At 70.7% G+C, this 25,190-nt stretch carries 22 protein-coding genes; 11 read left to right on the top strand and 11 right to left on the bottom strand.

The genetic code is table 11. From position 1 onward, the window contains the following. Positions 1 to 34 precede the first annotated feature (34 nt). Positions 35 to 1,255: a DHHA1 domain-containing protein gene (locus ABZX96_RS19860; RefSeq protein WP_355546110.1), complete on the top strand. Its 1,221-nt coding sequence runs from the start codon at positions 35 to 37 to the stop codon at positions 1,253 to 1,255. 86 nt (positions 1,256 to 1,341) lie between these two features. Here ABZX96_RS19860 and ABZX96_RS19855 read toward each other — a convergent pair whose 3' ends face one another. The 7 genes from ABZX96_RS19855 to ABZX96_RS19825 all read right to left on the bottom strand — a co-directional run bounded on the left by ABZX96_RS19855 (position 1,342) and on the right by ABZX96_RS19825 (position 9,689). Continuing rightward, positions 1,342 to 2,466: a hypothetical protein gene (locus ABZX96_RS19855; protein ID WP_355546108.1), complete on the bottom strand. Its 1,125-nt coding sequence runs from the start codon at positions 2,464 to 2,466 to the stop codon at positions 1,342 to 1,344. Between the two features lie 1,306 nt (positions 2,467 to 3,772). Next, positions 3,773 to 4,510 (bottom strand): type I-E CRISPR-associated protein Cas6/Cse3/CasE, encoded by a 738-nt coding sequence (locus tag ABZX96_RS19850; protein WP_355546106.1) that lies wholly within the window; start codon positions 4,508 to 4,510, stop codon positions 3,773 to 3,775. Continuing rightward, on the bottom strand, positions 4,489 to 5,391 hold the full coding sequence (cas5, locus tag ABZX96_RS19845) for a CRISPR-associated protein Cas5 (protein WP_355546104.1): 903 nt from the start codon (positions 5,389 to 5,391) through the stop codon (positions 4,489 to 4,491). The genes ABZX96_RS19850 and cas5 overlap by 22 nt, the downstream gene beginning before the upstream one ends. Then, a complete protein-coding gene (locus ABZX96_RS19840; protein ID WP_355546102.1) occupies positions 5,388 to 6,737 on the bottom strand; it encodes a type I-E CRISPR-associated protein Cas7/Cse4/CasC in 1,350 nt (449 codons plus the stop codon). The genes cas5 and ABZX96_RS19840 overlap by 4 nt, the downstream gene beginning before the upstream one ends. Beyond that, a complete protein-coding gene (gene casB / locus ABZX96_RS19835; RefSeq protein ID WP_355546100.1) occupies positions 6,734 to 7,285 on the bottom strand; it encodes a type I-E CRISPR-associated protein Cse2/CasB in 552 nt (183 codons plus the stop codon). The genes ABZX96_RS19840 and casB overlap by 4 nt, the downstream gene beginning before the upstream one ends. Then, complete coding sequence (locus ABZX96_RS19830; protein WP_355546098.1) at positions 7,282 to 8,781, bottom strand: type I-E CRISPR-associated protein Cse1/CasA; 1,500 nt, start codon at positions 8,779 to 8,781, stop codon at positions 7,282 to 7,284. The genes casB and ABZX96_RS19830 overlap by 4 nt, the downstream gene beginning before the upstream one ends. A gap of 737 nt (positions 8,782 to 9,518) precedes the next feature. Then, positions 9,519 to 9,689: a hypothetical protein gene (locus tag ABZX96_RS19825; RefSeq protein ID WP_355546096.1), complete on the bottom strand. Its 171-nt coding sequence runs from the start codon at positions 9,687 to 9,689 to the stop codon at positions 9,519 to 9,521. A gap of 171 nt (positions 9,690 to 9,860) precedes the next feature. Here ABZX96_RS19825 and ABZX96_RS19820 point away from each other — a divergent pair, with 171 nt between their 5' ends. Both ABZX96_RS19820 and ABZX96_RS19815 read left to right on the top strand, forming a co-directional pair. Further along, positions 9,861 to 11,069, top strand: coding sequence for a hypothetical protein (locus ABZX96_RS19820; RefSeq protein WP_355546094.1), 1,209 nt, complete (start codon positions 9,861 to 9,863; stop codon positions 11,067 to 11,069). An 8-nt stretch (positions 11,070 to 11,077) separates the two neighbouring features. Further along, positions 11,078 to 13,069: a hypothetical protein gene (locus tag ABZX96_RS19815; RefSeq protein WP_355546092.1), complete on the top strand. Its 1,992-nt coding sequence runs from the start codon at positions 11,078 to 11,080 to the stop codon at positions 13,067 to 13,069. Positions 13,070 to 13,078: 9 nt separating this feature from the next. On the opposite strand, the gene ABZX96_RS19810 is transcribed toward ABZX96_RS19815, so the two are convergent. Further along, positions 13,079 to 13,501: a YjbQ family protein gene (locus ABZX96_RS19810; protein WP_355546090.1), complete on the bottom strand. Its 423-nt coding sequence runs from the start codon at positions 13,499 to 13,501 to the stop codon at positions 13,079 to 13,081. A gap of 537 nt (positions 13,502 to 14,038) precedes the next feature. On the opposite strand from ABZX96_RS19810, the gene ABZX96_RS19805 reads away from it, so the two are divergent. The 5 genes from ABZX96_RS19805 (at position 14,039) to ABZX96_RS19785 (ending at position 19,470) form a co-directional block, all read left to right on the top strand. Next, positions 14,039 to 14,950: an ABC transporter permease gene (locus ABZX96_RS19805; protein ID WP_355546088.1), complete on the top strand. Its 912-nt coding sequence runs from the start codon at positions 14,039 to 14,041 to the stop codon at positions 14,948 to 14,950. Then, on the top strand, positions 14,923 to 15,720 hold the full coding sequence (locus ABZX96_RS19800; protein ID WP_355546086.1) for an ABC transporter ATP-binding protein: 798 nt from the start codon (positions 14,923 to 14,925) through the stop codon (positions 15,718 to 15,720). The genes ABZX96_RS19805 and ABZX96_RS19800 overlap by 28 nt, the downstream gene beginning before the upstream one ends. 199 nt (positions 15,721 to 15,919) lie before the next feature. Further along, the gene (locus tag ABZX96_RS19795) at positions 15,920 to 16,987 is read left to right on the top strand and encodes an ABC transporter substrate-binding protein (RefSeq protein WP_355546084.1); all 1,068 of its coding nucleotides are present in this window, start codon (positions 15,920 to 15,922) and stop codon (positions 16,985 to 16,987) included. A 1-nt stretch (position 16,988) separates the two neighbouring features. Continuing rightward, positions 16,989 to 18,158: an LLM class flavin-dependent oxidoreductase gene (locus ABZX96_RS19790; RefSeq protein ID WP_355546215.1), complete on the top strand. Its 1,170-nt coding sequence runs from the start codon at positions 16,989 to 16,991 to the stop codon at positions 18,156 to 18,158. 241 nt (positions 18,159 to 18,399) lie between these two features. Continuing rightward, on the top strand, positions 18,400 to 19,470 hold the full coding sequence (locus ABZX96_RS19785; RefSeq protein ID WP_355546213.1) for an NAD(P)-binding domain-containing protein: 1,071 nt from the start codon (positions 18,400 to 18,402) through the stop codon (positions 19,468 to 19,470). 109 nt (positions 19,471 to 19,579) lie between these two features. Here ABZX96_RS19785 and ABZX96_RS19780 read toward each other — a convergent pair whose 3' ends face one another. Together ABZX96_RS19780 and ABZX96_RS19775 are read right to left on the bottom strand one after the other, a co-directional pair. After that, positions 19,580 to 20,053, bottom strand: coding sequence for a GNAT family N-acetyltransferase (locus ABZX96_RS19780; RefSeq protein WP_355546082.1), 474 nt, complete (start codon positions 20,051 to 20,053; stop codon positions 19,580 to 19,582). 184 nt (positions 20,054 to 20,237) lie between these two features. Beyond that, the gene (locus ABZX96_RS19775) at positions 20,238 to 21,149 is read right to left on the bottom strand and encodes an NAD(P)-binding domain-containing protein (RefSeq protein ID WP_355546080.1); all 912 of its coding nucleotides are present in this window, start codon (positions 21,147 to 21,149) and stop codon (positions 20,238 to 20,240) included. A gap of 59 nt (positions 21,150 to 21,208) precedes the next feature. On the opposite strand from ABZX96_RS19775, the gene ABZX96_RS19770 reads away from it, so the two are divergent. Continuing rightward, positions 21,209 to 21,640, top strand: coding sequence for a MerR family transcriptional regulator (locus ABZX96_RS19770; protein WP_355546211.1), 432 nt, complete (start codon positions 21,209 to 21,211; stop codon positions 21,638 to 21,640). 273 nt (positions 21,641 to 21,913) lie between these two features. On the opposite strand, the gene ABZX96_RS19765 is transcribed toward ABZX96_RS19770, so the two are convergent. After that, positions 21,914 to 22,405: a MarR family transcriptional regulator gene (locus tag ABZX96_RS19765; protein WP_355546078.1), complete on the bottom strand. Its 492-nt coding sequence runs from the start codon at positions 22,403 to 22,405 to the stop codon at positions 21,914 to 21,916. Between the two features lie 106 nt (positions 22,406 to 22,511). Between ABZX96_RS19765 and ABZX96_RS19760 the strand changes: the two genes are divergently transcribed. Together ABZX96_RS19760 and ABZX96_RS19755 are read left to right on the top strand one after the other, a co-directional pair. Then, positions 22,512 to 23,639 (top strand): hypothetical protein, encoded by a 1,128-nt coding sequence (locus ABZX96_RS19760; protein ID WP_355546076.1) that lies wholly within the window; start codon positions 22,512 to 22,514, stop codon positions 23,637 to 23,639. Positions 23,640 to 24,077: 438 nt separating this feature from the next. Next, positions 24,078 to 25,118, top strand: a complete 1,041-nt coding sequence (locus ABZX96_RS19755) for a methyltransferase (protein ID WP_355546074.1) — start codon at positions 24,078 to 24,080, stop codon at positions 25,116 to 25,118. Positions 25,119 to 25,190: the final 72 nt, after the last annotated feature.

Genomic DNA, 25,190 nt, shown 5'->3' with positions numbered 1-25,190 from the left:
GACCGTCAACAGGCACGTCCTCGACGACCCGGAAGTGCGGGCCGGGCATGCCGACCGGGCGGAGGCCGAGGCCGCCGGGGCCATCGCGCTGTTCGGAGAGAAGTACGGCGAGCGCGTCCGCATCGTCGACATCGGCGGCTTCTCCCGCGGGCTGTGCGGCGGCACCCACGTCGCCCACGGCTCCCAGGTCGGCACCTTCCTCCTGCTGTCCGAGTCCTCGATCGGCCCCAACCTCCGCCGCGTCGAAGCCCTCACCGGGCACAGCACCCTCCGCCACCTCGACACCGGGCGACAGCTGCTGAACGAGCTCGCCGGCCTGCTCGGCACCCGCCCCACCGAGGCCCCCGACGCCCTGCGCAAGCGCCTGGACGCCCTCGCCGCCGCCCAGGAGAAACTGTCCCAGCTCCGGGCCGAGGAACTGCGGCACCAGGCCGGACACCTCGCCGCCCAGGCCCAGCGGACCGGTCACGGGCAGTTGGTCGTCCAGCGCGTCACCGGCATGGCCCCGGACGAACTCCGTGGTCTCGCCGCCGACACCCTCGCCTGGCTCGGCCAGAACCCGGCCATCGTGATCCTGGGCACCGAACACGAGGGCAAGGCCCTCCTCGCCGCCGCGATCTCGCCGGACCTCCACCAGGGCGGCACCCACGCCAGCCAGCTCCTCGCCGAAGCCGCACGCGGCGTCGGCGGCGGCTCCGGCGGCAGCGACCCGCCTGCTCGATGGCCAGTGAGTGCAGAGTGGCGGGGACTTGCTGACAAGCCCCCTACCAACAAGCCATCCGCAACAGGTCCGAGCGCCGCCCGCTACCGGGATTCACGACTCTCGGCAATGCCTCTCGCTCGACGTATCTCTGTGGTGGCGAGAGGCGATCGCCCTCCACGAGAATGCACGGCAGATCGTTCCCGCGCCGAAGGATGCCCGCCGATGACCATCAGCCGCTGCGATCACTGTGACCTGATCATCGGAGCAGGCTGCGCATGTTCGCCGCAACCGCCACAGCGCAAGATCGCCGCCCATCCCGACCGGGGGAACTGGGACCCGAACACCATCCTGATCTCGCCGACCCAGTACGCCCACCTCCCCGGCTGCACGCACCTGTCCGAGAGCGAGACCAAAGCCCCGAGATGGGGCTGGACCACCGTCGCCACAGGCACGTGGGCAAGGATCTCCTCCAGCCGTCCCGTGCGAGCCACCGCGGGCAACACGGCCCGCGTGGCAACCCGCCGCTGTCAGACGTGCAACGAATCCGCCTGACGCCTCGGCCCTGTCCCGAATAACCCGATAAAGAGTTTGGCCGCTGAGCGATCACGGTCAGGCTCCAACGCGGCGCTACCGGGCAGTCAGCGGCGGAACCCGCGGTGGGGATCACGGGCAGGGACGTTCCCGAACGGCTCGAACCAGGCCGCGGCACGCAGATCACCGATACCCATGTACTGGTTCGTCTCGTCGTCCGGGTCCTCGATGCCGTCGAAGCGAGCGCTGTACAACATCAGCACATCGGTGTCCTGGAAGAAGACCTCGGCACACATCTCGAAGTCGTAGTCATCCCGGTGGGTGGGCAGGCTTCCGTGCTCACCCACGACATGGTCCTCATCCCCCCTATCACGGGCGTAACGGACGGCGAGGTGGAGGGCGAGTTCCTCCGCCGTGCAGGTGGGCTCCGGCCACTGCCCGCGTTCGAGGTCGCCGGCAAGGTCGTCGGCGGCCCGGGCGAACCGACGGCGCCACCGCAGATCGGCTGTGAAGGTCAGCTTCGGGAGCGAGGTGAACACTCCCCAGAGGCCCTCGTGCTCGTCGGGCACCACGGGCTTGTCGCCCAGTTCCTCACAGTCGTCGTACGCCTGATCGGCGAGCACGCACAGCTCCGTGTACAAGACATCGGCCGTTCGAGGGGTGAGCTGCCACCGACACCGCTCGTCCTCGCACTCCGGGTCCTCACAGTGCGGTGGCTGCACCTCGAACAGCGCGGCGAAGTCCGGGCTCTTCTCCTTGGTAGACGGCTTCGCCGACTCGACTTGGCGGGCAGCCGCCTTGCGCCGCCAGCCCGGGCCGAAGTCGGCGATCACCGGATCCTCGCTCCAGTCGGCGACTTCGTGTCCGTTCTCGGGACGTAGCCTCATTCCCTGGCAGGCGTCCGTGACCGTGTCCGCGCCCTTGATTTCTCTGTCCGTCTCCCCAAGCCACATCACGGCATCGACGAGGTCCTGTGGGTCATCGTCCTCGGGTTCGTCGTCCGGCAGCGGCCAGCCCGCGCTCCTGGCGGCCTTCAGCACGGCCTGTGCATCATGCACATGGAACTCGCGGAGCACCTCTACCCGGACCACCGGGCCCGCCAGGTCCGCGAGCCGCGCATCGTCCGGAGTGCGCAGGGTGCGCGCAACCGCCTCCGTGTCAGTGTCCTCGTCAGCGCCCTCGTCGGCGCCGTCAGCGATCTGATCCCACTTGAGGTAGCTGCCGGGAGGCATGGGCCAAACGCCGGCGACTGCATGCCGTGCGGCGCTGCGGAGCGAGGAGGCTGGGGCATCCGGCAGCTGAGCGCACAGCGCTTCCAACGGCTCGGGCTTCCAGGTGCCGGAGGTAGAGCGGATGGCCTGCTGCAGGATGCCCACTGCCTGTTGTGCGATTTCCGGCTGCCGACAGGTGAGAACCGCATGCAAAGAGGCGGGACCTTCGCGGTGGTGTACGAGAGCCAGGATGCGGCTCTTGCTGGGTGTGTGCTCGCAGTGGAAGCTGCGGAGCGTAGCCAGGGTTGGGGACATACGGAGGACTCCGAACGTGTGCGCGCACGGAAGACTGTGCGTGGAAGCGAGTGGAGTTCCGCTGGTGGGCACGCTGCTGACGCGCCTCCGGACGGTGAAGACTGGGTGCACTCGGCTGGTTCCCCCGGTGCTACCGGGAGTCCGGACCTGGCTCCCACAGCTTACTCATACGAAGCGGCCGAGGCCGATGCGGACGCCTGAGCCGCAGCAGCTTCCAAAGTGCGGGCCTCGCGATGCGCCAGGCCACCGGACCAACATTCCTGGTCGTCGGCCACCGGCGCCGCGACCCCTGGCCGGGCAATGCTCATGCAGGCCGGCCAAAGCACGTTCCAGGCGTCCCTCGCCGGTTGCCCCCTTACCCCCCTCGCTCGCACACCAGTCCGAAAACCTACTGAGTTTTCCGTTAGTTCTGTGGGTGGGTCTGGATGGTCAGTCCTGTGTGGTTGAGGAAGGAGCAGGAGAGTTGTTCGTCGGAGCAGACCTAGGCGCGCTTGGACCCGCCGAACCGCAGCACTGAGGTAGCCGTCGCCGGGCACAGGTGCATGGCATCTCGGCCACACACCAGCGGTGGCCGCATGCTCCGCACGACCACGCGGGCCAGCGGCACCCCTGCGCGGCATCGAAAGCTGGTGACGACGACGCATGCAGCGGCAAAATGCCACGCGCGCTTCCGCACGATCCCGGAGTGGACTGGGCCAGGACCGCAAGGGGGTGTCCAGAGTCGCTACCTCGGGTGGCGGCAGACCCGCGGGAGCCGTGACGACTTCCAAAGTCTCTCCAGCGCCGGGATTACTTCATCGACAAATTCTGAACCCGGTCGCCCGCAAGCCGCATGACTCTCAGGCACACAGAGGCACTCACAGGACCATCAGTAGGTGTGACCGGGAATCCCGCCTACGGTCCCGCAGCAATCCCTACCGTGAAACGGCAGCCGCACCTGACGCTCCAGATTGTCGACGTTCATGTCCGCCAACCTCCGCGAGGACACCCGCCTGTGCGCCGAGATTTCGGGTCAGCGTGTCAGCACAAGCCCGCAGCTGTAAGCGCGCCCACGGCCCACACCGTCGGAAAGCGTCCTGACGAAGGTGGCGGGGTCGGTCACAGTGACCAGGCCTCGCACTTCGGCCCGTGCGATTCGCACGGCCTTGCCGGGATGAGCGCTGGAGACCGTCGGCAGCGGATGCACGGACAGGGCATCGGGGCCCGCGATCACCCCGGCTCTTCCCGGGGTCTCTCCGTGTCCGAAGTGATGCGCGCACCACTTCTGCATGCCGGCACGAGTCGTGTGCGCCACCCGCTTGCCCCGCACCGGTTCCCCGTCGGGGCCGATCCGGGGTCGGCTGTAGGTGGGGTTGACCACCGCCCGGAATTCCACTGCTTCACCGGTCCGGAACGTCCGGTCGACGGTGATGAGGTGCGGGGCGTCTCGAAGGGCGGCCCTCGGGATGTGCGCCCAGTCCGCCGCGACCTTCGACTGGACGACGAGCACAAGGGCCGCCGCCTTGAGGTCGACGGTCCAGGTCGACAGCACGCCCATCTGAGCGCGCGCCTCCGGAGCGCCTTCCGCCACCCATCCTTGGAACCCGCTCATGACGGTGCGGTGCATCTCCTGGGCATCGATCAGAGACTTGGCGACGTACGGATGGCGGGCGTCCAGGGTCAGGACGGAGTGGGTCGCGACGAATCGGGCCGCCGTCGTGGCAGTGCCGCTCCGCGGCGGGGAATCGCTCACAGGATGATCTCTTCCCATTCGGCGGGGTTCGGTTCGAGAGTGATCCTCCGGCGCGCCTCCCAGCGGGTGGTGTGCTCTGGTCCCAGCGCGTGGAATCCGACTGGTTGGTCCTGCACCGGCATGGCGTCTCGTTCCAAGGGAGGCACTTGGAACCACGCCCACAGCCGACGCCCTCCGCCTGAGGCGTTCTCCGGCCCCGGCAGGAGCGCACGGGTTCGGAAGGCCGTCTCTGCGTCCCCCGGGACGACTCCGAGGTACAGGGTGCCGGACGGCGGGCAGGACTTGCGGCCCAGCCACAGCAGCCTCCGGGGACGCTCCAGCGCCGCGCCCACCGACTCCAGGAACTGCCGGTCCTCGTGCTGGAGCGCCACGAGGAAGGTGGCGTCCGCGAGGTACCACCGCTCGGTGGTGAGGGCGGAGCGGTACAGCTCGCCCGAGACCAGCGCGCCGGAGACGGGATCGGCGGCGATCTTTTTTGGGGCGCCGTACCAACCGCTGAGCCGGTGCTCGCCGAACCGGTCTCCCGTGGCCTCGTCGAGGGAGGCCGACACGGCGGCGGCCCGCCGGTGGTCGGTGATGAGGTCACGGGGACGCAGCGGATACCGCCCGGCGCCGACGGTCTGGTAGTCCCGGACGGGCACGCCCGGATGGTCGGCACGCACGGCGAAGACGGTGCGGACGAGCTCCCCGAAGAGGGTGTGGGCCGCCTCGCGCGCCTCCCGCGGGGCTCCTGACTCCGCCGCCGGGGGCTCCCTCGGCAGCCCGAGCGCCGCGGCGCACATGCCGATGACGGCCGACTTCGTGGGGCGTCCCTGCGAGTCGCGGCGCGGCGCGAAATGGGAGGTCACGCCCCAAGACTGCAGGGGTGCCGCCAGCCTGAGGAGCAGAACGTGGCTCACGGGACCAGGTCCTCGATGGAGTCCACCCGAAGGCTGTCCGGTACACCGGACTCGTCGAGGAGGGCATCGATCTCGGCGTCGTACGTGAGCATCCGCGTCGCGCGGATGTCGGGCCTCCGCCTGCTGACGACATCATGGTGCCGGAGCAACCGCGCCACACCAGCGGGCCCGGCCGGACCTTTGCTGTCCTTGTAGCGGGGATCCTCCACGACAGGCCGCTGGAAGGCCGCCGCGTAGCTGTACGGGCGATCGCCCTCGAAGGCCAGCACCAGGGCGGGCAGCGACCCGGTGGAGGCCGTCGAGTTCTTCTTCGCCTCGGGGAACGCTTCGACGAACGCGTTCACCAGCTCGTGCTCGGCGGCGATCGCGGCCTCCTCCGCCTCCGCCTCGGTCATACCGGCCGCGCGCAGGTTGACCCTCAGCTGGTGTCGGTCCAGCACGGTGTGCCGGTAGAAGGTGCCGGAGATCAACGACTGGTACCCCGTCATGCCCGCGCCGCCGTCGTCCGCTGCGTCCAGAAAGTCGAGTGCGTTTCGCTTGCGCTCCAGTTTCGCGTCGTCAGCTGCGGCGTAGAAGTCGTCGATGCGTTCCGCTTCATGGATGGTGAAGGCGTGTGCGCTCTGCACGGCGCCGTCGACGTTGGGAGAATCGGCGATCTCCGCGAGGAACCTGCCGTAGAGCGCGATGTCGATGGCGTCGCGGGGGGCCAGCGCGGTGAGGACCAGGGTCCGGGCCTCCTTCGGCAGCGGAGGCAGGTCCTTGCCGTCCGTCGTGCTCCCGCCCTCCGCCCCGTCGGTCACCTCGGCTTCATCGGACGCCTTGCGCCCGCCCCGCCTCGACTTCGCCGCCGCCTGCTGCGCGGCGAGGTACTCATCGCGCCAGCCGGTCAGCTCCGCCGCGTGCTCGTCGATGTACGCGGCGATCCGTTCCCCGGCGTCCTCGGGGGCGAACAGGAGCACCTTGGTGAGGTTGGCGACGGTCTTCTTGGCGGGATCGCCGAACTTCAGCCCGGTGGCCTCCAGAACGGCCCGCGCCATGATCACCGCGTCGTCGCGCCCCCAGCCGTGGGCCGACTCCAGCACCCGCGCCACGATGAGCGCCCACTCGCGCGTCCGCAGTCCTGTCGTCCGGCCCGCAAGCGGGCCGGTCCCGGCGTTGGCCCGCCTGCGGGCGTACATCCGCTCGGCTCGCCGCCGCGCCTGACTGGTGATCATGTGCCGTTCGACGCCGCCGTAGACGATGGTCTTCGGCGCGCCGTTCTCGTCCCGTACGGGCAGGACCGCGGCCAGGGTCTCCAGAAGATGGAGGGAGAGGAACTGACTCCGCTCGGTGCTGCCTTCGGTCATGTGCTGCTGCCCTTCTGCGAGGTCTTGCCCCTGTTGCTACGCGGCTCGTGGAAGTCGACCGCCCAGCGGTAGGCGATGCGTGCCGTGCGGTCGTTCCACCGTCCGAGGTCCTCGACCAGTCCGGCCCAGGAGGGTGGTTGCTGCTCGCCCGCCCGCAGGCGTGCGACAGCGTGCTGGAGGTGCCGACGGGGGATTCTCCTGCTGGAGACGATCAGGTCGAAGAGCCGGACGGCGCCCGGATCGTCCGGTCCTCGTCCCGCCGGGCCGCCGATCCGCCGCGCCGCCGCCCCGAAGCTCCCATGGCCGCGCGTCGGTCGTTGCACCCCGCGGTGGTAGATGGCGAAAAGGAAGGCCACGTATTCGTAGACCTCTCGGTCCGCGCCAGTCGGCGCGTACGAGCCGGCCTCCATGAGCGTCCTGGTGGGCGCCGAGGGACGCCGCAGATTCGCCAGGTCGCCGTAGCGCCGGTTGCGCACGAGCGACACGAGCCAGTCGGTGAGCAACTCCGGTCCATTCGACGGGATATCAGGTGGCAACGCGTCGGTCATGCTTCTCCGTCCACGAGGGTGGCGAACTCCTTGGGCGCCCGCGGGCTGAGGAGTTCCTGCTCGAAGCGGGCACGGGCAGCCGCTCGCACCTGCAGTCCCTGCCCGTTCGGCGGCAGCGAATCCAGGCGCTTGTCGAGGAACTTCCGGGCCATCTCCACCAGCCACTCGACGTATCCCGGCATGCACTCCGCGACATCGGCTCCGTCCGCTACATCGTCGAGAAGGGTGTGGAAGGGATGTTCGGTCGCCTTCCACTGCTCGCCCCGTGCGTCGAAACGGGCGATCTGATTCTTCTTATCCGCAGGCTTGGGGTTCGGATAGGCGACCTTCCACGCGGCGAACGCGGCACTGTCCAGGCTGCGGGCGATGTGCTCGGCCACAGCGGACCCTCGCTCCGATGCCCGGTGGAGTTCGGACGCCCGCCCTGGCGCGAAGGGGGACACGCTGGTCACCCAGCAGGTAGCGGCGGTCTTGTTGGCGAGCAGCCCGACGGCGAGGAGGTCGCAGCTCCGGCCGTGGCGCCCCTGCTCCTTCGGCAGGCGCGCCAACCGTGCGTAGAGGCCGCCAGCCCTCTTCTCCACCGCGGCGTAGAGCGCATGCGCCTCCCGCCAGAGGTCCCGGGTGGGCGACGGCCACAGGGGCTTGCTCACGCCCGTCCGCGTCTCCGATATGACGGCGTCCTGGAGGTGTACGGCGGGATCGAGGTCGAGCAGTTCGCCCGCGCCGATCAGCACCCGGTCCACGGCGGCACGCTCACCGTCGAGTCCGGCCTTCGGCCGCAGCAACACCGATCTGCCCAACGAGCTGTGCAGATCGGCGAAGCCCGCGACCGGCCGCGGCGGAGGCTTCGCGGTGAAGCTCCGCCGCTGGATCGGCCCCTCCGTCCAGGTGAGGTTGAGCACCCGCGGCTCGTCGGCGGTGGGCGTGAGGTTGAGGCGCAGCGTGTGCCCGAGGGTTCTCCCCAGCGCGAGCACCCTGACCCGGCCGCCGAGGCGGCCGGTGGCCAGATTGGTGATGGCGGGGCCGAGCGTCGCCTTGCCGGAGATGCGTGCCCGGCCGGACAGGCCGAAGCAGTGCTGGGTCAGCATGACCCGGAACGCCTCGGCCGCGGGCAGCGGAGCCTCGTGGTCGAGGTGGTGGTGATCGGCGAACTGAGCGTAGTCACCGGCGCGTTCGATGACGAGCTGGGCCGGACCGGTGCCGTACTCCTCCAGGAACGGCGCCAGGAGCGCGTTCTGACCCAGGGGCCGCGTCGGGTGGAAGAGGTTCCAGTCCTCGTCTGACTGCCCGGCCAGCCAGGTCCCGACCCCTTCCAGGGAGGCCCCCTCCCCCACCCATCGGTCCCACTCTCCGGGCGAGGACGGATGCGTACCGGAGGCGTAACAAAGCGCCAGCAGGAACTCGATGAGGGCGACCTTCTCGCCAGGGGTGGCCCCGTCGATGTCGCGAAGCGACTCGGCTCGGCGGAACAGATCCACCAGGTTCAGTGCGAGCACCGTGCCGTCCAGCGCCAACGCCCGGACGCAGGAGTGAAGACGCGGGTCCCAACGGACGCCCGTGGTACGCCCGTTCGGGGCGCTCTCTACATCGGTTGCTCGCATGGTCCGTGGCCTCGCTGTCCTGCGGATCGCCCACCGCCGAACGGAGGACGGCGGATGGGCATCGGTGCGTGAGAGGTGGTGCGTGATCCCCGCGACGCGGGGAGGAGATGCGCCCGGAATGACCAACGAACGCTAGCTGCGGGCAATCCTCGCGAGCGCGAGGCGGGGATCCCCAGGTCGACGGCTTCCTGTTATCGTCCTGACGGATGCCCCGTTTGACTGCCACGACCGGGACGAGCCGCCTCTCAGCAACTGGACGTACCGGCCGTGGCCTGTGAGGTCTCTCCCGGATTGCTCCCGGGAGAGACCTCATATACCCGCTAGCAACCAGGTGACGACAGCGGCAGTGACGATTTCGATCACCATCAACGCCAGGGCGTCCCGATGCTCGCCACACCACCCCCTCACCTTGAGTAGCGGCCTCAACCAGCGCCACGAGCGTTCGCCCATCATCTTCCTCCTGTGCTCTCCGGACTGGGGGGGATCCCAGTCCGCAGAGCACCGAGAGGTGCACCCGACGCTGTCGAGGACTGGAGTCTGACACGTCAGTAGATGGTTTGGGTAGTGCTCCAACTAACCAGGACTGGTTCGGTGTTGACGGTTGAGCCCCCTTGCACTGGCGTTGACTGCGGTCAGCGCTGCGTACGGCGCCGGACGAGGATCATCAGGGTCGCCCGGGCGTCCTTGCGCCGCTCGGGGTCACGCGACACGACGGACACGAAGGCGACGCCGAGCAGCGTTCCGGCGTAGGTGAGACCGGTGGTAGCGGCCAGTGCCGTGGCGTCGGTGAGGACTGTGTGCACGACGGGTTCCCTCCTGGAGGGCCACCCGACGGAATATCGGGCGGCGGTGGACCCGTTGTCCTTCGTCAGGTGGGTTTCATGCGACTTGGCCGAGGGCCGAGAAGATGATGCGGAGCTGGTCATGGCCGGGAGGATTCCCGTCAGGTGGGTAAGGGCTAGAGGTGGGGCTTCATGGACGACGAGACGGCGGACCGGCCGGCACTGCGAAACCTCTCCCGCCTCCTCGCAGGCCTGCACGCCGAGGCGAAGCGCGCCGATCCCAATCTCTCCTACACAAAGATCGGAATCGCCGTCGGGATCCACGGTGAGAAGGAACTCGGGTCCTGGAAGACGAAACTCGGGTCCTGGCTCCAGGGACGCACCGCGCCCAGTGATCGAGATGAGTTCCTCAGGGTGGTGGAAGCCCTGGAGAAAAAGCTCGGTCGTCGGTGGGCCCCGAAGCGGACATGGCTAGACGCGTTCGCCAAGGCGCAGGCCGAGAGAAGCAGCCGGAAGGGCGGGCGACCGCCCTCGCGGCCCAGTTCCCGAACGGCCCCTCCCCCTCCCTTCCTCCATACGGCCCGGGACTGGTGTCCCGCCGACCTCGCCGGTCGGGAGCAGGATCTCGAACGGCTCACCTCCCTTCTGCGGGCGAGGTCCGTGACGCCGGGGTATCTGACCCTCGTGGCGCCGCCCTGGGCGGGGAAGACCGCTTTCCTCGCAACCTGGCTCACCGCACCCTCACACGTACCGGACGACACGGACGTCGTCGCCTTCTTCGTACGGCAGGGCACCACGGCTCAGAACGCGCAGGACTTCGAAGGGACCATCAGGGGACCGCTGACCCAGCTCGCCGGGAGGAAGACAGCCTCCGGCCGGGAGGGGAAGGCCCCGTTCACCTCGCTGTACGCGAAGGCGGCGGAGGAGAGCGTTGCCCGGGGCCGGAAACTGCTGCTGGTCATCGACGGGCTGGACGAGGACACTGGAGCAGGCACCGCCGCGCCCAGCATCGCGTCCCTGCTCCCCCAGCGTCTGATCACCGGGCTCACCGTGCTGGTCAGCATGCGCCCGTACCCACCGCTGCCCAGCGACGTCCCGGCAGGGCATCCCGTGCGCGACGCGGAGCAGATTCCCGAGTTCCGTCCCTCTCCCACGGCGATCGCCCTGCGGGACACGGCCTTCCAGGAGCTCAAGCGGCTCTTCGACGATGTCGGTGGCCCGGGACGCGAAGCCCTCGGGTTCCTCACCCTCGCCACCCGCGGCGGGCTCGGCTACCAGGACCTGGCCCGTCTCATCAGCTCCGGAAACCGCATCGAACCCCTTCCCTACGACGTAGAGGCGCCTCGACGCTGCACGACACCGCACGCGACCTGTGCGGAGAGGAGTACCTCGCAGACCTGAGCGCGCGCATGGACGCCTGGGCCGACGGGTGGCGGGCCAGGAACTGGCCCGCGTCCTCACCCGCGTTCCTGCTCCAGCACTATCCCGAGCTGGTCCGCTCCCGTGACGACCCCGATCTCGATCGATTCCTCGACTTCGCGCTCGACACCCGGAGGCTGCTGCGCCTCGCCGATCTCGGCCGTGCCGATCTCGGGATCGCCTCGCTCGAACAAGCCACCCGCACGCGTCGGACGCCCGCCGTCCTCGCGTCGGCCACCGCCGCTCGCTCCCTTCTGGAAGGCGGGGGCGCACACGTGCCGCCCGAGGTGTTGCGGGCGCTGGCCGCGGTCGGTGACGCCGCACGGGCTCGCTCACTCGCGCTTGCCACCCCCGACCCGGCCGCCAAGGCCCTCCGGCTCATCGAGGTCGTCCCCACCCTGCTCGCGGCAGAACCGCGGGCGCTCGACGCGGCGCGGCGGTTCGCGTCGGAGGCCGCCGAGTGGGCGGAGCGAGCCCGCTACCAGAACCCGCTGGGCGACCGGGCCGTTGGTCGCACCGAGTCGGTGATCGCGCGGGTCGCCGTGGCCCTCGCCAGGGCCGACCTGCCCCAGGACGCCGCTCGGCTGCTGAGGTCGGTCGACTTCTGCCGACGGGAGTTGGCGGCCCCGGCGGCCGAGGTCGCCTCCTCGCTCCGCGCCACCGAGCCCCACCTCGCGGACGCGTTCCTGGACGAACTGCTGCTGGAAGCGGAGTACCAGGCGGACTCCCCCGAGGGGCGCCTCGTCGTCGCGCGGGAGATCTGGACGGAGGTGGCCAAAGCCGACCCTTCGCGGGCCGAAGCGTGTCGGCAGCGACTGGACCGCCTCCCCACGGTGGCCGACGCGACCGAACCGGAAACTGACGAGCCCTCCGTCGACCCGACGGGCACGGCCTGGGAGCAGCACCCCGAACCCGACGGGCCGAACGTCTACGACGAGCTGCGCGAAGAGGCTCGCCGCCTGTCCGCACGGGGATCCGGTCCCGAACTGCGCCTCCAGGTCGACCGCTTCATGCAACGCGTCACCGTCCCGGAAACGCCCCCCGACTGGCTCGGCCACCTCGGCGAACGGGGCCTACTGGCGATCGGGACGCGCGACCCGTTGTTCACGGTACGCGCATGGACCTCGGCCGCCATGGCCCCTTCGCGGCGTCCAGACTCTGCCCTCCGCTCCGCGGAGAAGGCAGCGGAGGCCGCGCAGCGCGTGCCTGCCGCCCAGTTGCCGGTGGCGAGGAGCCTGGTCGCCCAGGCGTTCGCGCACGCGGGAGACGCCGCGCGAGCCCGCCATTGGGCGGCGCCCGCGGACGGCCGCAGGCCAATCGGGCGCCTCGGAGGTCTGTACAGGCGGGCGGCGCTGGCCGTGGAGGCGCTGCTCGACCCACAGACAGTCCTCACCTCGACGGATTCCGGCCTGCCGGGGGCCGCTGGGAACGACGCGTTCACCGTTGACGTGGTCGGCGTCCTGGCGGACCACGCCGCCGGCGTCCCGACGGAGGCCCGACTCACCGCCGTGGAGAGCTCCGCTCGCGCCCGCCTCGGGACACAGCCCCTGCTGCTCGCCGCTCTCGCGCTGCTGCAAGCCACCCTCGGCGACCCGGAGCAGGCGTACGCGACGATCACCGACATCGCGGATTCCGAGGCACGTGGCCAGACTCTGGCCGCTGTGGCCGGCCACCTCGCCGGCACGCCCGTGGTCCTCGACGTGACGGCGCAGGCCGACGACTGGACGCTGACGGTCCTGTGCGCCCTCGCGCGCCCGCTCCGCCCCGCGCCGGCCGACCCGCTACTGGTGGACCTTCTCGTGCGAGCCATGGCTTATGACCTCCTCGAAACCGCCACCTGGCACCGCGCCCTGCCGATGCTCGCCCAGGTCATTCCGGAAGCGGTCGATGCCGTCCTCGGCGTAGTGGAAGCGGTGCGCCAGAGCGGCCGTTGGAACGCCCCGCCGGACGGGACCGACGCGCACCCCCCACGGTCGAGGTGAGGGGCGCTCCTATCCCAGGAAACTCAACCGCACCTGCCGCTCCGGATTGTCCCCGTTCGTATCGACTAGACACACCGACTGCCACGTCCCCAGAGCGAGCTCGCCCCCGACCACGGGCAGCGTGGCGTGCGGGGGGACGAAAGCGGGCAGGACGTGGTCGCGGCCGTGGCCGGGGCTGCCGTGTTGGTGGCGCCAGCGGTTGTCTGGCGGGAGGAGGTCGCGGAGGGCGGTCAGGAGGTCGTCGTCGCTTCCGGCGCCGGTTTCGATGAGGGCGATGCCCGTCGTGGCGTGTGGGGCGAAGACGTTCAGGAGGCCGTCCCGGCCTTGGGCCGCGTCCCGCAGGAACGAGGTGCACTCGCGGGTCAGGTCGTAGACCGTTTCCTGCGAACCCGTCCTTACGTCGATCACTCGTGTCGTGAAGCTGTCAGCCATGTGACAGATCTTCTCAGACATGGGCGACAAAACCGCACAAGCAAGCGGTCGGGGCTGTCCCTGTACTTCGTCACGCGGGCGGTTCTGTGGTGTGTCCGGGGCAGGCTGCCGCGCCTGCGGCGCCACGCCGGCGCGCACCCGAGGAGCCGGATTCGTCAGCAGCGGGATCGCGAAAGTGAAGGGCACCGCAACACCCCCGCAACAAAGGACCACCAGGTAAGACAAAGATTGACCGAGCGGGTTCGGATCGCTACGTTCGGCGGCATGTCTATGTCAGCTCTGCTCACCACGCGTGGTCATATCGACCTGCTGCGGGTGGCCTCTGCCGCCTGTTGCCGCGGCTGTCGCTGACGTTTTTCCGGGCCGGGACGCTCGTTCTCCTTGCCTTCTCTGCCTTCTCTGCCTTCTTCTTTCTCCGTTTTCGGGTTTTTTTCCTTCTCCGTCCCCAGCTGTTCCTACGTATGTGCCGCGAACCGCGCGCCCTTCTGTCGGCGTGTGTCGTAGGCGCGTGCGTGGTCTCCTCGCCGTGGAGCGTTGATGAGTACCGATCAGGCCGTTACGGGCCATGCACCACCGGAAGTATCCCCTTTAACAGTTGATAAGACCGCCGCCACGCCACCCCGGACCACCCCCTCCCCCGCCGCGCCGGAACTCGTCCCCGTCGTGCCCGTCTCCAAGCGCCGGCAGGCCGTGCCGCGATGGCTGCGGCGGGCCTCGGGGCCCGTGTTGCTGCTGGTGTTGTGGCAGGTGTTGAGCGCGACGGGGGTGCTGGAGGCCGGGACGCTGGCCTCGCCGGGGGATATCGCGCGGACGGGGCGGGACATGGTGGCCGACGGGACGTTGCCCTCCGCCATGGTGGTGTCCGTCCAACGTGTCGTGGTGGGGCTGGCGTTGGGTGGCGTGGTGGGGACGGCGCTGGCGTTGCTGTCCGGGCTGTCGCGGCTGGGGGAGGACCTGGTCGACGCGACGGTGCAGATGTTGCGGTCCATCCCGTGGGTGGGCGTCATTCCGCTGTTCATCATCTGGCTGGGGATCGGCGAGGCTCCGAAGATCGCGTTGATTTCGGTCGGTGTGGCGTTCCACCTGTACCTCAATGTGTACGCCGGGATTCGGGGCGTGGACGCGCAACTCGTCGAGGCGGGGACGGTTCTCGGGCTCGGGCGGTGGGGGCTGGTCCGGCACGTGGTGCTGCCCGGTGCGTTGCCGGGCGCCATGACGGGGCTGCGCTACGCGCTGGCCACCGCCTGGCTCGCGCTGGTCTTCGGCGAGCAGATCAACGCCGACGACGGGGTCGGCTTCCTGATGAACCAGGCCCGGGAGTTCTTCCGCACCGACGTGATCGTGGTGTGCCTGGTGGTGTACGCGGCCCTCGGGCTGCTCGCCGACTTCCTCGTCCGCACTCTGGAAAGGCAGTTGCTGCAATGGCGACCGACGTTCACCGGCCGGTGACGAGTGCAGCGGCGGATCGGGCCGCCGTGCGGGTCGACGGGCTGACGCGTGCCTTCGGGGACCGTGCCGTCCTCGACGGGCTGCGGCTGGAGATTCGGCCGGGCGAGTTCGTGGTGCTGCTGGGGCGCAGCGGCTGCGGGAAGTCCACGTTGCTGCGGGTACTGGCCGGGCTCGACCGGGAGATCGCGGGGACGGTGCTGGTGCCGCGCCGCAAGGCGGTGGCCTTCCAGGCGCCGCGGCTGATGCCGTGGAAGCGGGTGTGGCGCAACGTCCTGCTCGGGCTGCCGGGCCGGCCCGAACGGGCTTCGGCGCTGCGGGCCCTGGAGGAGGTCGGGCTCGGGCAGCGCGCGGACGCCTGGCCGAAGACGCTGTCCGGCGGCGAGGCCCAGCGCGCGTCGCTGGCTCGCGCCCTCGTCCGCGATCCCGAACTCCTGCTGCTGGACGAACCGTTCGGCGCCCTGGACGCGCTGACCCGGGTCAAGGCGCAGCGGCTGGTGGCCCGGCTGTGGCAGCGGCGCGGGTGCGCGGTGCTGCTGGTCACCCATGACGTGGAGGAGGCGGTGCTGCTGGCCGATCGCGTGCTGGTGATGGAGAACGGCGTGATCGCGTACGAGACCTCGGTGGACCTGCCCCGGCCGAGGGATGTCTCCGATCCGCGCTTCGCCGCGTTGCGCGCCCGGTTGCTGGACCGCCTCGGGGTGCGGGCGGCGGAGGGTGCCGATCCCGGGGCGGGTGCGCCGGCTCCGTCGGACTCCTCCCCCGCCCGCTGACGTCCGTCCGCACCAGAGACCACCGCCCCTCGCGCGTTGCGCGCCCGGCTGCTGGACCGGCTCGGGGTCCGGGCGGCGGAAGGTGCCGATTCCGGGACCGGTGCGCCGGCTCCGTCGGACTCCTCCCCCGCCCGCTGACGTCCGTCCGCACCAAAGACCATCACCCCCCTCCCGAGTACAACGAAAGGAACCACCCCCCATGAGACGACGGCGCCTGCCCCGTCCCCGATTGCTGCCGTTCGCCCTGTTGCCGCTCGCCGTGCTGCTGGCCGGGTGTGGGGGCTCGTCGGCGGCGCGGGGGGCCGGTGGTGCGGAGAGCGGTGTGGACGGGAAGGGGTCCGTGACGTTGAACGTCGGGGATCAGAAGGGCGGTTCGGAGGCGTTGCTGCGGGCCGCCGGGGAGCTGGACGATCTCCCGTACCGGATCAAGTGGTCCACGTTCACCTCCGGGCCGCCGCTGCTGGAGGCGGTCAACGCGCAGGCCGTGGACATCGGCTCGGTGGGCAATACGCCGCCGGTCTTCGCCGCCGCGGCCAACTCGAAGATCAAGGTGGTGGCCGGCTCGCACTCCTCGTCGGCGGGCGAGGTGATCCTCGTCCGGAAGGACTCGCCGCTCAGCCGGCCGGAGGATCTGAAGGGCAAGTCGGTCGCGGTCTCCCAGGGCAGCTCGGCGCACTACCAGCTCGTCGCCACTTTGAAGAAGGCGGGTCTGTCCATCAAGGACGTGACGCTGAACTACCTCCAGCCCGCCGACGCGCTGGCCGCGTTCAGCCGGGGGCGGGTGGACGCCTGGGCCATCTGGGACCCGTACACCGCGCAGGCGCTCGCGCAAACCGACGCGCGGGTGCTGGCCACCGGCGAGGGCGTCGTCAACGGGCTGGGCTTCCAGGTCGCCGCACCCGCGGCGCTCGCGGACAAGGAGAAGTCCGCGGCGCTCAAGGACTACATCGACCGCGTCCGGCGCGCGCAGGACTGGGTGCACGGGCACCCGGACGCCTGGGCGAAGGTGTGGGCGCGGGAGACCGGGCTGCCGGAGGACGTGACCCGGGAAGCGGTCCGGCGCTCGCGGGGCACGGCGGTCTCGGTCGCCGTGGACCCGGCCGCCGTCGCCTCCGAGCAGCGGATCGCCGACACCTTCGCCGAACTGCGGCTGATCCCGCGCCGCGTCGACTTCTCCTCCTTCGTCGACACCCGCTTCAACGGCGGCCTGCCCCCTTCGAGCACGGCGCCGCGTACCTATGGAAGTACCTATGGAAAGGCCGGTTGAGATGTCCGTACACCTGCATTGGTTCCTCCCCACCGGGGGCGACGGCCGCACGCTGGTCGACCGGCACGCCTATACCGACGGCGGCATCCGGCGCGAGCGGATCACCCCGGTCAGCGGCGTACGGGCGCCCGACATCGAGTACCTGGCGCAGATCGCGAAGGCCGCCGAGCAGTTGGGGTTCGAGGCGGTGCTCACGCCGACCGGCACGTGGTGCGAGGACGCGTGGCTGACGACGATGGCGCTCACCCAGGTCACCGAGCGGCTGAAGTTCCTGGTGGCCTTCCGGCCCGGGGTGATATCGCCGGTGCTGGCCGCGCAGATGGCCGCCACCTACCAGCGCGTTTCGCGCGGGCGGCTGCTGCTGAACGTGGTGACGGGCGGTGATTCGACCGAGCAGCGGCGGTTCGGCGACCACCTCGACCACAATCAGCGGTACGCCCGTACCGACGAGTTCCTCCAGATCGTGCGCGGGGCGTGGAGCGGCACACCGTTCGACTTCCGGGGGGAGCACTACCAGGTGGACGGCGGCCTGGCCGCGCTGCCGCCGGACCCGCTGCCGCAGATCTTCTTCGGCGGCTCGTCGGCCGCGGCGGGCCCGGTGGCCGCGCGGAACGTCGATGTGTACCTGACCTGGGGCGAGCCGCCGGAGCAGGTGAAGCGGAAGATCGAGTGGATCGACGGGCTGGCGCGGGAGCAGGGGCGCCGGGTCCGGTTCGGCATCCGCCTGCACACCATCTCCCGCGACTCCTCGCGCGAGGCGTGGGCCACGGCGAACCGGCTGCTGGACGACCTCGACCCGGCGACCGTGGCCGCGGCGCAGCAGGCGCTGGGCCGCAGCGAGTCGGTGGGCCAGCAGCGGATGCTGGCGCTACACGGCGGCTCGCGCGACAAGCTGGAGATCTCGCCGAACCTGTGGGCCGGGGTGGGACTGGTCCGGGGCGGCGCGGGGACGGCGCTGGTCGGCAGCCACGCGGAGGTCGCTGACCGGATCGAGGAGTACCACGCGCTGGGGATCGAGCACTTCGTCCTGTCGGGCTATCCGCATCTGGAGGAGGCGTACTGGTTCGGGAAGGGCGTGCGTCCCGAGCTGGCCGCGCGGGGGCTGCTGGACGCGCCTCCGGCCGGTCGTCCGACGTCGGCCGATGCGGGGGTGGCGGTGGGGGCTTCCTGAGCCGGGGGCGGGTCTTCCTGAGCTGGGGACGGGGCTTCCCGGCTGCGGCCTGCGGCCTGTGGCCTGTGGCCTGCGGCGTCCCGGGGGCCCGTCTCTGCCCGTCTCCATTGGGGCGGTGGGCGGGAAGAGATCCGATCCTCCCGGAGTTCGTACAATTATGAACCACATCGGAGGACAGCCGGTCGGGGGCCGGGACTCGGTGATCGGTATCGACGGCTCGGTGATCGAGACCGACGGCTCGCTGATCGAGACCGAGGTCGTCGTGATCGGTGCCGGGCAGGCGGGTCTGGCCGCGGCCTTCCACCTGCGACGGGTGGGGTACGAGCCGGAGCGGGACTTCGTGGTCCTGGACCACTCCCCCGCCCCCGGCGGCGCCTGGCAGTTCCGCTGGCCGACGCTGACGTACGGGCGGGTGCACGGCATGCACCAGCTCCCCGGCATGGAGCTGACCGGCGCCGACCCCGACCGGCCGTCCTCCGAGGTCATCGGCCGGTACTTCGCCGCCTACGAGCAGACCTTCGGCCTGCCGGTGCACCGTCCGGTGGACGTGACGGCCGTGCGGGAGGGTTACGAGGGGCGGCTGCTGGTCACCACCTCGGACGGAACGTACGCGACCCGGGCCCTGATCAACGCCACCGGGACGTGGGACCGCCCGTTCTGGCCGCGCTTCCCGGGGCAGGAGACGTTCCGGGGTCGGCAGCTGCACACCGCGCGGTACGCCGGGCCGGACGACTTCGCCGGGCAACGGGTGATCGTCGTCGGGGGCGGGACCTCGGCCGTGCAGCACCTGATGGAGATCGCCGAGGTCGCGGCCGGGACGACCTGGGTGACCCGGCGCCCACCGGTCTTCCGCGAGGGGCCCTTCGACGAGGAACGCGGGCGGGCCGCGGTGGCCCTGGTGGAGGAGCGGGTCCGGCAGGGACTGCCGCCGCAGAGCGTGGTCAGCGTCACGGGGCTGCCGATGACGGACGCGATGCGGCGGGCCCGCGCGAACGGTGTCCTGGAGCGGCTGCCGCTCTTCGAGCGGATCACCCCGGGCGGCGCGGTCTGGGCGGACGGCCGCACGGTGGAGGCGGACACCATCCTGTACGCGACCGGGTTCCGGGCCGCCATCGACCACCTCGCGCCGCTGCGGCTGCGCGAGCCGGGCGGCGGCATCCGGATGGCGGGCACCGCCGCCCTGCGCGACCCGCGCGTGCACCTGGTCGGGTACGGGCCGTCGGCGAGCACCGTCGGGGCCAACCGGGCCGGGCGGGCGGCGGTCCGGGACATCCGCCGGTTGCTGGAGCATGAGCGGGCCGTGTCCGTCTGATTGCGCGGTGGTGGTCGGCACCGTTGCGCGGGGAACGAGGCCGCACCGCGATCGGCGCCGCCGGGCTGAACCGGCGCGGTCGTCCTCCTCCGCCGGCGGCTCGTTCGCCCTACCGCGTGGGCTGCGGGGTCCAGCGCAGGGTCATATCAGGCAGGCCCTCCATATTGCGGTCGCCCTCGTTGGTGTCGAGGACCGTGAAATCGTGCTTCTCGTAGAACGCGCGGGCCTCGGTGTTCTGCTGGAACACGTGCAGGGACACCCCGTCGGGGCTGTGCCGCCTGATCTCGTCGAGGAGGAGCGTGCCGACGCCCTGCCGGCGGACGTCCGGACGCAGGTAGAGCTGGTCGAGCACATCGCCGTCGAGGGCCGCGTAGCCGATGACCTCCGTGTTCCGCACGGCGACCCAGGTGCGGCACTCCTTGAGCACCAGGTCCCGCACCCATCGGGTCACCTGCTCGTGATCGCGCCTCTGCGGGGGCAGGTAGGGCATGGTCGCCGCACGTGAGGACAGGTGGATGTCCGCGATCACGGCTGCGTCCGCCTCTCGCGCCTGCCGGATCCGCGTCTCGCCGTCATCGCTCATGCCGGGAACCTATACGCCGTCGAGGGCGCGCTCCAGTGAGTTTCCGGTGCCCGTACAAGGCGTCGAAGGTCCGCTTCGGCGGCGTTTCGATGGTTCCGGAAGTCCGTGGACGGTGATCGCCCACGGAGTTCCGGCTCGACGGCGGATTACTCCGCTTACTCCGCGCTTACTTCGCTTGCTCCGCTTACTCCGCTTGCTCCGCGCGCTTCTTCAGCAGTTCGATGACGGCCATGAAGTTGTCGCCGCCGTGTCCCGCGGCGATCGCCTTTTGGGCGAGCCGCATGATCTGCCCGGGTACTTCGGTGTCGACGCCCTGTTCCCGGCTGGTGTGGACGATGTGTTCCAGCGCGGTCAGGTTCATCTCCATGGTGCCGTGATCGCCCGGATAGACACCCTTTTCGATCCCGGGCACCGCCGGCAGGAGAGCCGGATTCACCACGTCCGAAAGGAACCAGTCGACGGCGAGGCCGGCGAATTCGGTCAACTTCACGTCCGCCGAGCCGACCAGCGCCAAAGCGTGCAGGAAGCCTTGCAGGGACGTGTACATCATGCCGAGCAGCGCCGTGTTGTACAGCACGGCGAGGCCGGGATCGGCACCGAGGTACCGGGAGCCGCCCAGACTCGCCAAGGTCTTTTCGTGCGCGTCGAATACGGTGCGCGGGCCGCTGTAGAGGAATACGGAATCGGGGAGCCCCACGGCGTACGGCGGCACCATGACGGCACCGTCGAGATAGTGCGCACCGTTCCGCTTCGCCCAGGTCACGGCCTCGCGGGCCTGTGCCGGAGTGCCGGAACCGTGGTTCAGCACCACCCGGCCGGAGAGCGCGCCACCGGCCGGGGCGAGGGCCGCGTACATCGCGTCGTAATCCTTGAGGCAGACGACCGTCAGCGGACTCGCGGTCACCGCCGCGGCGATGGTCGCGGCGCGAACGGCGCCTTTCCCGACCAATGCGTCCGCCTTTTCGGGAGAGCGGTTCCACACCGTGGTGGGGTGTCCCTTCCGGAGGAATGCCTCGGCGAGCGCGACGCCCATGGGCCCGAGTCCGACAACGGTAACTGCCGTGCGGTCGCCCGCAGTTGTTGATGAATGCGTCATGGGAATGACGGTAGACTCTCACATCCATGGGAGAGTCAACGTCACGTGACGGTCATCACATACGCATCGGTGCGCTTTCTCGACGCACCGGCGTCAGCGTGCGGTTGCTGCGCTACTACGAGGAACAGGGCCTGATATCTCCGCGACGGCGGCCGAGCGGATATCGGGAATACCGCGAGGAGGACGTGCACGTCGTACGGAACATCCGCACCTTGCTCGCGGCGGGGCTGGGCACCGCGGCCATCGCGGAACTCCTGCCGTGCATGGAGCACCATGAAGGGGAGGACCTGGCGGCGGCGTGTTCCGGCACCCTCGCCGGCCTGCACCGGGAGCGCGAGCGGATCACGCGGGCCGTGGACGAACTCCTCACGGCACGCAGCGCGTTGGACCGCGTCATCACCACCACCCCCAAGGCCGTGATCGAGGACCCGGGGCTCTGCCTCGCGGAAGGCCCCGCACCGGCGGATCGCCCGGAGACGCGGACGAATTGACCCACGGGGCGGGACCGCTCACGGCAACAGGGCGGGCTCGCTCACAGGAACGAGGCGGGTCCGCTCACGACAACGAGGCGGGCCCGCTCACAGGAACGGGGCGGGACCGCTCACGGAAACGAGACAGGACCGCTCACAGGAACGAACGGACCGGGCGGTGTCGCGTCCGCCCGACGCAACACCCGCCCCCACAGCGCCCGGCCCCCAGCTCCCGCCCGCCCCACCGGTCCGCTGCCACACATGAACGGCCCACGCCCCCCGCCGCGGGCTCGTCTACTTCTGCACCTCCGCCGCCCACGCCTCAAGTCCGGCCAGGAAGCCCGACCGGTCGGCCGGGGAGAGTCCGTCCAGGGCACGCAGCAGGGGTTCCAGCCGCCGGGCGAGGAAGGTTTCCAGGAGGGGCCGGTACGGGGCGGCCAGGGACACCAGGGTGCGGCGGCGGTTGGCCGGGTCCTCGTTGCGTTCCACGATGCCGGCCCGGCTCAGGGCGCCGACCAGCTCGCTCGCCGTGGACAGCGAGATGTGCAGACGGCCGGCGAGTTCGCTGACGGACAGCGGCGGGCCGGCCAAAAGCTGCGGCAGCACGGCTCCGTGACGGGGCGTCAGGCCGTTGCTCTCCATCGCCTCGCGCAGCCGCTCGGGCATCTGCTCCCGCACCACTCCCTTGCGGAAGTAGGGCTCCAACAACGGCACCAGGCCAACGACCCGGACTTCTTCGGGAGTCGGCGTCCGGGGCGCCTTCCCGGCCTCGTGTTCGTGCGGCATACTGCGAGTATAAATCGTTCGGATCTCCAAACCATTGGTTTCTCCAAGGCGAGGACCGGGTGAGGACTCATCAAATGGACGCTCGCGCCCAAAAAAGGGAGCCCCCATGCCGACGACCGGCTACCGCGACGCGGTGAACGACGCTCTGGAACGTCTGACCGACCTCGGATACGAACGCGGCCAGGGCGTCGACCTGGCCAATCACGGCCCGATGGGCGCCGAGGCGCTGGCCGTGCTCGGGCACGGGGACGAGGTGGCCCGCTGGGTGGAGCGGTACCGGCGCGCCATGGACCACCACGAGCCGCCCGCCGCCCGGTTCGCGCTCGACCCCGCGGACGAGTCCTCCTGGCGGCCCGCGCTCGGGGCCTTCCACCGGGCCGGGGACTGGGAGGCGCTGTTCCGCCGCGAGCTGGCCGAGGCCCATTGGCGCGTGGTGCTCGTCCGCTGGTGGCCCCGCCTGATCACCGGCCTGTTTGCCGGGCTGACGCACGGCGTCATCCGCACCGCGCACGCCGTACGCGGCCTGTACGGCGTGCCGGACCCCACCGGGCTCCAGATCGACGAGCTCGCCAAGGGGCTGGCGTACTGGGCAGCGCGCTGGACGGAGCTGCCCGGCCGGGCCCGGCTGCGGGGTTCGTACGAACTGGCCGCCGCCGTCGCCGCCCTCCCCCGCGCTCCTGAGGACGGCCCCATGGGACCGCACGTCGCCCAGCGCCGCCTCAAGGCGCTCGACGAGATACCCGGCTACCAGGAGGCGTTGGACTGGCTCGCCCCGGAACAGGCGCCCCGGCTGCTGAGCGAGATGACACTGCGGTTCGCCGACGTGTCGCTGGGGCACCCCGAGGTCTTCCCGGTCCCGCTGATCCACGGCGTCACGGCGCCCGCCGCCGTCCGCCTCGTCCTGCCCCACCTGCCGCACGAGTTGTACGAGCCGACGCTGGCCGCGCTGTGGCAGGTGCACACCGCGTTCCTGCTGGCCTTCACCACGGACCGGCGCGACGAGGACGGCCCGGCCTGGCGGGAACGGGTGCCCGATGTGCCACCGGCGGCCGAGCTGAGCGCACGGGCGCTGGAGCACGGCGACGAGCACGTCATCAAGTTCACCGAGGCGTGCCTGCGGGAGTACGCGCTGCGGCCCGACCCGCGGTATCCGGCCGCGGCGTTCGCCGCCCAGCAGCGCATCACCCCGCTGGACGAGGGAGGCGGCGTCTCGCAGATCGGCGCCCGCGGGTAGACGTGGACGACGAGGGGCCGGGGCCGCCACCGGTCCGCTCCCGGGCCCGCGGACGCCGGTTACGGCCGTTGAAGGAAGAGGAACGGGCCGCCACCGGTCAGAAGTGGTCTCCCTCCGACCAGGAACGGACTTCGGTCCGGGCCCCTCCCAGCCTCGCCCCGGCCCCGCGCCGCCCTCCCTGACAGCCCCCGCCCCTCTCATGTGTGGCACTCCTGGCGTCTCTCATGTGTGACGCCCCTTCCCCGGTGGTAAGTCCTCTGGGGCGCGTTCCCGCGCGCCCCCGTGCCCGTACGCGATCCGTACCGGTACCGCCCGCGCCGCGTACGCGCATCCGTCCGTACGCGCGCCCGCGCCCGTACCGGAACGGCGTCCGTACGCCGTACGCGACCACCCCGCCGCCCGCCCGCGGCGACCACCGAATCCAGGAGGACCACCTACATGACGTCCACGCCCGTCACCCCCGACGTCTCACCGCTGCCGCTGATGCGGCTGGCCACCGGCTTCTGGGCGTTCAAGGCCCTGGCCGCGGCCGACGAGCTGGGGCTGTTCGGACTGCTCGACCGGATGGGCGGCGCGACGCCGGCGGAGTGCGCCGAGGAGCTGGAGGTCAGCGTCCGGCCCGCCGGGATGCTGCTCACCGCCTGCACGGCGCTGGGCCTGCTGCGTCGCCGGGCGGACGGCCGCTACGTCAACTCGGCGGTCGCCGACGCGTACCTGGTGCCCGGCCGCCCGTACCACTTCGGCGGCTGGGTGCGGATGCTGGACCGGCGGCTGTACCCCGGCTGGGCCCCGCTCGCCGAGGCCGTGCGCACCAACCGGCCCACCACCTGGGACCCCGACCGGCACCCGCACCTGTTCGCCACCGAGGATCCGGAACTGCTGGACGTCTTCTGGGAGGCGATGCACGCGCTGTCCTCGTGGACCGCGCGGCGGCTGGGCGAGGCGATCGACCTGAGCACCGCGTCCCGCCTGCTGGACGTGGGCGGCGGCTCCGGCGCGTACGCCATCGAGCTGTGCCGCCGCCTCCCGCAGCTCAAGGCCACGGTGTACGACCTGCCGTCGGTGTGCCCGGTGGCGGAACGGCACGCCCGGGAGGCGGAACTCGGCGACCGCGTCGGCACCCATCCCGGTGACTTCCTGGCCGACGAGGCGTTGCCCGGCGGGCACGACGTGATCATCCTGTCGATGATCCTGCACGACTGGGACGAGGAGACCGGCCGCGCGCTGCTCACCAAGTGCCACGCCGCGCTGCCGCCGGGCGGCACGCTGATCATCAGCGAGCTGATGGTGGACGACGACGAGACCGGCCCGGCCCCGGCCGCCCTGATGAGCCTCAACATGCTGATCGAGACCGAGGGCGGCCGGAACTACACGGCCAGGGAGTACACGAACTGGCTGACCGCCGCCGGGTTCGCCGACATCCGCAAGGTCGCCTTCGAGGCGCCGGGCGCGAACGGCGCGTTAGTCGCGCGGAAGTGAGGAAGCGCGGGAGCCGGGAAGCGAGGAAGCGAGGAAGTGGGGCGGCGGTCGCGGGCGCGTGAGCGCCGCGAC

Origin of the sequence: Streptomyces sp. NPDC003077 (assembly GCF_040611095.1) — a bacterium.
Lineage (GTDB): Bacteria > Actinomycetota > Actinomycetes > Streptomycetales > Streptomycetaceae > Streptomyces.
This window is presented reverse-complemented; position numbering and strand designations above follow the sequence as displayed.